Source organism: Protofrankia sp. CiP1_Cm_nod3 (genome assembly GCF_982290655.1).
This window is the reverse complement of record NZ_CEVIVD010000183.1, coordinates 1-7956: the sequence shown is the minus strand read 5'-3', so window position 1 is coordinate 7956 and position 7956 is coordinate 1. Positions and strand designations below refer to the sequence as shown.

The 7956-nt window shown below is 73.4% G+C and carries 6 protein-coding genes; 3 read left to right on the top strand and 3 right to left on the bottom strand.

The genetic code is table 11. From position 1 onward, the window contains the following. A partial coding sequence (locus AC5LUJ_RS21950) for a DEAD/DEAH box helicase (RefSeq protein WP_493465646.1) occupies positions 1-1538 on the top strand: 1538 nt, incomplete at its 5' end. 305 nt (positions 1539-1843) lie between these two features. Here AC5LUJ_RS21950 and AC5LUJ_RS21945 read toward each other — a convergent pair. Further along, a complete protein-coding gene (locus tag AC5LUJ_RS21945) occupies positions 1844-2038 on the bottom strand; it encodes a hypothetical protein (RefSeq protein ID WP_250291745.1) in 195 nt (64 codons plus the stop codon). Between the two features lie 285 nt (positions 2039-2323). Between AC5LUJ_RS21945 and AC5LUJ_RS21940 the strand changes: the two genes are divergently transcribed. Next, positions 2324-2878, top strand: coding sequence for a Uma2 family endonuclease (locus AC5LUJ_RS21940; RefSeq protein ID WP_250280786.1), 555 nt, complete (start codon positions 2324-2326; stop codon positions 2876-2878). A 103-nt stretch (positions 2879-2981) separates the two neighbouring features. Here AC5LUJ_RS21940 and AC5LUJ_RS21935 read toward each other — a convergent pair whose 3' ends face one another. Together AC5LUJ_RS21935 and lat are read right to left on the bottom strand one after the other, a co-directional pair. Beyond that, entirely contained in the window at positions 2982-4592 is a 1611-nt protein-coding gene (locus tag AC5LUJ_RS21935; protein WP_250280787.1) for an aldehyde dehydrogenase family protein, read from the bottom strand. A gap of 123 nt (positions 4593-4715) precedes the next feature. After that, complete coding sequence (lat, locus tag AC5LUJ_RS21930; RefSeq protein WP_493465645.1) at positions 4716-6350, bottom strand: L-lysine 6-transaminase; 1635 nt, start codon at positions 6348-6350, stop codon at positions 4716-4718. Between the two features lie 240 nt (positions 6351-6590). Here lat and AC5LUJ_RS21925 point away from each other — a divergent pair. Beyond that, positions 6591-7956, top strand: a 1366-nt coding sequence (locus tag AC5LUJ_RS21925; protein ID WP_493465644.1) for a serine/threonine-protein kinase, incomplete at its 3' end; no start/stop codon positions are given.

The window sequence follows — 7956 nt, the reverse complement described above, 5'->3', positions numbered from 1 at the left end:
GCGGGGGCCGCCCCCGGCCCGCTCGAGGCGCCGCCCATCGCGGCCGCGGCGGCCCCCGCTCAGGTGGCAAGCAGAACGGACCGAACCGGTTCGCCGCACCCGCGCGGCCACCGCTGCCGACCCGCGAGCCGCGGCCACCGGCCAGTTCCTTCGCGGACGCGGGCCTGCCCGCCGCCCTTGTCTCCGCTCTCGCCCGGCAGGGGATCACCGCCCCGTTCCCGGTGCAGGCCGCGACCCTGCCTGACGTCCTCGCCGGGGAGAACATGCTCGGCCGGGCGAGCACCGGCTCCGGCAAGACCCTCGGGTTCGGCCTGCCGATGCTCGCCGAGCTGGCGAAGAACCGCGCGGTCGCCCCGGGCCGCCCCCGCGGGCTGATCCTCGTCCCCACCAGGGAGCTCGCCCAGCAGGTCCACGACGCCCTCGACCCGCTGTCCCGGCCGCTGGGCCTGCGCCTGCGCGCGGTGTACGGCGGGACGTCGATCTCCCGGCAGATCAGTTCGCTGCGGCGCGGCGTGCATATCGTCATCGCCACCCCCGGCCGCCTCACCGACCTGATCGAACGCGGCGCCTGCTCCCTCGAAGAGATCGCGATCACCGTGTTGGACGAGGCCGACTACATGTGCGACCTCGGCTTCCTGCCGGCTGTGCGGGCGCTGCTGGACGCCACCCCCGCCGGCGGCCAGCGGCTGCTGTTCTCCGCGACCCTCGACCGTGAGGTGGAGGTGCTCGTCCGCCAGTACCTGCCCGAGCCGGTGCTCGTCGCCATCGACTCGGAGACCGCGCAGGTCTCCACCCTGTCCCGGCACGCGCTTGAGGCCGCCGACCCCGCCGCCCACACCCGGCTGGTGACCGCCCTGGCCGGCGGCTCCGGGCGGACTCTGGTGTTCGCCCGCACCCAGCGCGGCGCCGACCGGCTCGCCGAACAGCTCACCCGCTCCGGGGTGCCGGCCCAGCCGCTGCACGGCGGCATGGCGCAGAACGCCCGCAGCCGCGCGCTCGCCGGGTTCTCCGAAGGCACGCACCGTGTTCTCGTCGCCACGGACGTGGCCGCCCGCGGCATCCACGTCGACGGGGTCGACATCGTCGTGCACGCGGGGCTGCCAAGCGACCCCAAGACCTACCAGCACCGTGGCGGCCGTACCGCGCGGGCGGGGGCTCATGGCGCCGACGTGCTTGTCTCGCTCCCCGAGGAGCGCGGGCTGGTGCGCGCGCTCCTGCGCGCCGCCGGCAGCGACGCCCAGCCCGAACCGGCGGACGCCGACGACGAGGTGGTGGCGCGCCTCGCCGGGCCGCCCGCCCCCCGGATCCCCCCGCAGCCGCGCAGCACGCCACCGCACTCGGCCGCTGCCCGGCAGCCGTCCGGGATCCGGGTGCCGGCACAGGCGCGCTCGTCAGGCTCCGGCCCACGCCGGGGCGCGGACAGGCAGCAGTGGGGTGCGCCCGCCACCCGCGGCAACTCGCCCCATCGCGGCGCCGACCAGCCCCGCCGGGCAGGACGCCGGCCCGCCGGGCCGCAGGGCCCGACATCCACCGAATAACGACATCTACTGCCCGGACAACGGCGCGGGCCGTGGCACCGAACAGGTCGGTGCCACGGCCCGCGCCATGTCGTACAGCCTGACGTGTCGTACGACTGCCTGCCTTCGTACCTGGCTGCCTGGTACGACCCTGTCTGGTACGACCTGCGTAGAACTATCTGGTCCTGCGTGATGACGGGCCGGTCGTCCCGCGGCGGACAGGCCCGGGCCAGATCAGACGACAGGACCAGAGCAACCCGCCGGAACCAGACGATCCGCCGGACACGCACCTCCCGCGCCGTCAGGCGTCAGGAGTCACCGCGGGCTCAGGCGCCGCTGGAGACGCTGACCGCGTCCGACTGCCGCGGTACTCCGAGCCGCAGGCGAGTGGGGTTCGCGACCGAACGGGGGATCAGCCACGGCTCGGCCGCGGCGTCCGGGCCGTCATTGACGTCATCTTCGGGCGCCCGCTGGCTCGGCCACGGCGACTCCGGCTGAACCACTTCATCGTGCTCGGCCATTGACAGTGCTCCCCTCCCGGGCCGTGACCAACATGTGGAACCGGCCGACCATGGTGACGCGACAGACATAGTGACACAACAGACATGTCGACATCCCGCCGACAGTGGGTTACAAAAGACATCGAACCAGTATCCAGGATGATACATGGGCCTTGAGTGAGAATAATCATGCACGGGGGTGCCGCGTGAGCGATACACGTTCTTCACACACTGTGAACTCGCCATAGATGACCGAACCCGCCACGGGTAGAGTCGAATCACCGGAACGGATGGGAGGACGCACCGATGAGCGAGCCGCTGATCGCGATTCCTCCGGGTGGCTGGACCACCGACGACCTCGACGAGCTGCCGGTCAGCAACCATCGGTACGAACTGACCGACGGAGCTCTCAGCGTGTCGCCTTCCCCCTCCAACCTGCACCAGGCGCTGGGCGCCCGGCTCTTCGCCGCGCTCGAGGACATCACGCCGGAGCCGTTCGCGCTGGCGATGGCCGTGGACATCCGGTTCGGCCGGCAGCTCACCCGCGTCCCCGACCTGATGGTGATACGCAGCGACGAGCCCGCCCGGCACTGGTTCTCCCCCGCCGAGGTCGTTGTCGCGATCGAGATCGAGTCACCCGGCAACCATGTCGAGGACCGCACCACCAAACCCGCGCTCTACGCCCAGTTCGGCATCCCGCACTACTGGCGGATCGAGCCGGTACCACCCCGTGTGACGACCTACCGGCCCGGCCCCGCCGGCGCCTACGTGGCGACCGGCAGCGGGCAGCGGCTCACCGTCACCGAACCGTTCCCGGTCGACCTCGACCTCACCGTGCTGCTCCCCCGCTGGGCACGCTGACCGCACGAACCAGCGCCTCGCCGCCCACGCCGCCGGCCGCCCACGCCGTCGGCCGGCCGGCTGGCGGGAGGCTGCGCGGACGGAGGGCAGGCCGACCGACGGCTTAACCGGGCGGCAGACGGAAGGTGAGGTCGGCGGCGGGGACGGCGGTGTCCAGCTGGGCCTTCTGCAGGTGGCCGGAATAGTCCCAGTTGACCGCCTGCCAACGGGTGACCTGGTCGAGCACCCAGCGGCCGGACTGGCGGGAGCCGTTGCCGGAGCGGCCGTTGCCCCCGAAGGGCAGGTGCGCCTCGGCGCCGGACGTCGAGTTGTTCACGCTGACCATGCCGGCACCGATCCCCCGGCGGAACCGGAAGACCGTCCGCGGGTCGTTCGTGTAGATCGACGAGGACAGGCCGTAGCCGGGAGCGTTCGCGAGCCGCACCGCCTCGTCGAGGTCCCGGTAGGTCGTCACCCCGATGACCGGGCCGAACGTCTCCTCCCGGAACACCTCGTCGTCGGGCCGGACACCGTCGAGGATCACCGGGTGGTAGTACAGCCCGTCACCGGGATCGCCCACGAAGCCGCGGCGCGGCCGGGCCGCGTCCACCCGCCCGACCGCCGAGGAGCCCGCGACCCGGTGATGGTCACGGATCAGGCCGAGGGTGTGCTCGAAACCGGCGGCGAACCGCAGGTCGAGCAGGGGCCCGTACAGGACGTCGGTGACCGGGTCGCCGATGCGCGCGTCCTCGACCGCGGCCACCAGCCGGCGCAGGAACTCCCCGTGCACGGACTCGTGCACGATCGCCGTCCCCAGCGAGGTGCACCGCTGCCCGGCGGTGGCGAACCCGGAGAACACCGCGCCGGCGGCCGCCGCGTCGAGGTCGGCGTCGGGCGCGACGACCATCGGGTTCTTCCCGCCCAGCTCCAGGCAGGGGGTCTGCAGGTGCCGGCCGCACAGTTCGCCGATCATCCGCCCGACCTCGGTCGACCCGGTGAAGCCGACCTTGTCGACGAGCCCGGCGTCCAGGGCGCGCTCCAGGCCGGTGAACGTCTCCACGCCCTCGGCCGGCACGAGCCCGACCGCGCCGTGGGGCACCCCGGCACGCAGGATCAGCTCGGTGAACGCCTGCGCGCACGCGGCCGCGTAGACCGCCGGCTTCCACACGACGGTGTTGCCGCACAGCAGCGCCGGCACGATGTACCAGGACGGCACCGCCACCGGGAAGTTCCCGGCGGTGATCACCACCATGACGCCGACCGGTTCCCGGAAGGTGAACAGCTGTTTGTCCGGCATCTCCGACGGCACGGTCTCGCCGTAGAGGCGCCGGCCCTCCCCGAGGAAGAAACGGCAGGTGTCGACGACCTCCTGCACCTCGCCGCGGGCCTCGGCCAGCGGCTTGCCGACCTCGCGCGTCACCAGCCGGGCCAGCGCCTCGGCGTTGGCCTCGACGAGGTGCCCAAGGTTCGCGATGACGCTGCCGCGGACCGGCGCGGGCACGTCCGCCCAGCCCGGTGCCGCCGCCCGCGCGGCGGCGCAGGCGTCCAGCAGGTCGGCGGGGCCGGCGAGGCTCACCTCGGCGACCACCTCGTCGAGGTGAGCCGGATTCGTCGAACGGGTCACGGCCCGGGCCGCCGCCGGCCGCCGGCCGGTGGGCCCGGCTCCGTCACCGATCAGTAGCTCCACCCGGCGCGGCGGGACGGCCGGGCGGGGCGGCGCCTGATGGATCTTCATGTCGACGACCTCACCATCCAGTCGATCATCTGACGGACCATGCAGTCGATCATCCGGAGCGGCCCGGGCCACCCAGCCCCGAATCCGGTCATCCGGTTATCCGGTCATCCGGTCGGGATCCGATCATAGAGTCGGGACGCGGGCGAGGACCCGGCCCAGGGCGGCCACGCCGAGCTCCAGCTCGGCCGCGGAGACGGTCAGCGCCGGCCGGAACCGCAGCGCGCGGACACCCGCGGGCAGCACCAGCACGCTCTCCTCGGCCCGCAGCCGGCGGACCACGTCGTCCCGGCACCGCGCCGAGGGGAGGTCGATCGCGCACAGCAGCCCGCGCCCACGCGGGTTCGACACCAGCGACGGATACTTCCCGGCGAGCCCGCCGAGGGCGGCGAGCAGGTCGCGGCCGAGATCGCCGGCGCGGGCGAACAGCCCGTCGGCCGCCATCACCTCGAGCATGCGCCGCGACCGGACCATGTCGACCAGGCCGCCGCCCCAGGTCGAGTTGATCCGCCCCGGCACCCGGAAGACGTTGTCGGCCACCTCATCCACCCGCCGGCCGGCCATCACCCCGCCGAGCTGCACCTTCTTGCCGAACGCGACGACGTCCGGACGCAGGCCCAGCTGCTGGTAGGCCCAGGCCGAACCGGTCATCCCCACCCCGGTCTGCACCTCGTCGAGGACGAACAACGCGTCGTGGGCGCGGCAGAGGCGTTCCATCGCCGAGAGGAACTCGGCCCGCAGGTGGTTGTCGCCGCCCTCGCACTGGATCGGCTCGGCCAGGAAGCAGGCGATGTCATGAGGATGGCGGGCGAACGCGGCCTCGGCCTGGGCCAGCGCGGCCGCCTCGGCCTCGGCGAGGCCGGCCAGGCCGCGCGCGTCCAGCGGGAACCTGACCGCCGGCGGGTCGATGCGGGGCCAGTCGAAGACGGGGAACCGGTCGGTCTTGACCGGGTCGGTGTTGGTCACCGACAGGGTGTATCCGCTGCGGCCGTGGAAGGCATGCCGCAGGTGCAGCACCCGCCGGCCCAGCGAGGCGGGCCGGCCGGCCTGGGCGTTGTGCCGGCTCTTCCAGTCGAAGGCGCACTTCAGCGCGTTCTCGACGGCGAGCGCCCCGCCTTCGACGAAGAAGAGGTGCGGCAGCTCCGGGTCACCGAGGACGCGGGTGAACGTCTCGACGAACCCGGCGTAGGCGGCGGTGGCGATGTCGGAGTTGGCCGGCTTGTTCACCGCCGCGGCGGTGAGCTCGGCGAGGAAGGCGGGGTCGCCGGTCAGCTCCGGCGGGTTGATCCCCAGCGGCGCGGACGCGAAGAAGCTGTAGAGGTCCAGGTAGCGCCGGCCGTCCCGGGCGTCCACGAGCCAGCTCCCGCGGCTGCGCTCAAGATCGAGGACGATACCGAAGCCGTCCGCGATGACGTGGCGGCCGAGCACGTCGAGAACGTCGCGCGGCGCTACCACCGCGCCCGTCGTGCCCGCCGCGCCCACCGCGCCCACCGCGTCCGCCGTAACCGCCGTAACCGCCGTGACCGCCGTGACCGTCGCGTCCGCCGTGACCGCCGTGACCGCCGTGACCGCCGTGACCGCGGGACCAAAAATAGCGGGCGTGGCCGTGCCGGCGGGCGCGTCGACGAGCGTGCCGCGCGCGGCCGGGCGGGTGCGCGCGGGAGGGGCCGCGGTGGCGGCCCACCCCCGGACGGGCGCGGCCGTCGGCGTCGGTGTGGCGGTGGCGCCGGATGTGGCGCCGGATGTGGAGGTGGTCGACATCCTGCTTCCCCTTTCCGTGCGGAGCTCCCCAAGGGAAAAGAAATCTTTCCGTTGATACCTTGAGATCATTAATATACTAGATCAAATTTCCGAGATCCAGAGAAATTTTTTTGCCCTACGTCGATAACGCCGAATGATCGACATAAGCCACCTGGCGCCGGCAGCGGGTGACGGGTATCAGGGAGAATCAGGTGCGCCAGCCGCCGGTGCCGCGGGTGGACGGCGTCCGAAGGGAGAAGCGTGCTCCAGCCACTGTCCAGCGACGACCCGCGACAGATCGGGCCATACCGGCTACAGGGCCGGATCGGCGCCGGTGGCATGGGCACCGTCTACCTCGGGTTCGGCGCGGACGGCCGGCCGGCGGCGGTCAAGGTGCCCTCCCCCGGCCTCGCCGACGACCCGGAGTTCCGCAGCCGCTTCCGCACTGAGGTCGCCGCCGCCCGGCGGGTACGCGGCGGCAGTGTGGCCGCCGTCCTCGACGCCGACCTCGACGGCCCGCGCCCCTGGATGGCGGCCGAATACGTCGAGGGCCGCAGCCTGACCGACGCGGTGGCCGGGCGCGGGCCCTTCACCGGGCACCTGCTCGACGGGCTGGCGGTCGGGCTCGCCGACGCCCTGGTCGCCATCCACGCCGCCGGCGTGATCCACCGCGACCTCAAGCCGTCCAACATCCTGGTCACCTGGGAGGGCCCGAAGGTCATCGACTTCGGGATCGCGCGGGCGGCCGACTCGACCAGCCACACCCGCACCGGCACCCTGATCGGCACCATCGTCTGGATGGCCCCCGAGCAGCTGCGGGGTGAGCGCGCCGGCCCCGCCGCCGACATCTTCGCCTGGGGCGCCTGCATGGCCTTTGCCGCCACCGGCCGCCAGCCGTTCGCCGGCGAACGGCCCGAGGCGGTCGCAGTACAGATCATGACCGCCGAGCCCGACCTCACCGGCGTCCCCGCCCACCTCGCCCCGGTGCTGGCCACGGCGCTCGACAAGGACTCGGCACGGCGCCCGACCGCCGCGCACCTCGTCGCCCGGCTCGTCGGGCACGACGTCGCCGACGCCGGCGAATCCGTCCGGGCGACCGAGACCGCCCTGGCCCGCTGGTGGTTACTGACACCCCCGCCCACCTCGGCGCCCGCCGGGCCGCCGCCCGCCGCCGGGCCGCCGGCCGACGCCTACCAGCAGCCGTTCCAGCAGCAGTCCTATCCCCAGGCGCCCTACCAGCAGACGGCGCCACCGGGGTTCGGGCACACACCGGCCCACCAGCCGCAGTGGGACCAGACACCGGCCGGCCATCACCACCCACCACACAACGCACCGGGCCATGGCCCTGATTACGGCCCCGGTCACAGCCCCGGTCACAGCCCGGGCCCGGCGTACGGGCCGGTGCCGCCCGGCCCGTCACGGCCTCGCCGGCGCGGCCGGCTCGCCACCGTGGTGGTGGCGCTGCTGGCGCTGGCCGGCCTCGGCGGGGTGGCCACCGCGCTGACCCTGCGTGATCGGGATTCCCAGCTCAGCGCGCAGACCAGCGTGGCGTCACCGTCATACCCGCAGGTCACCAGCTCGGCCCGGACGTCGACGGCCCGCCGCAGCCCCACCGCGAGCCCACGCA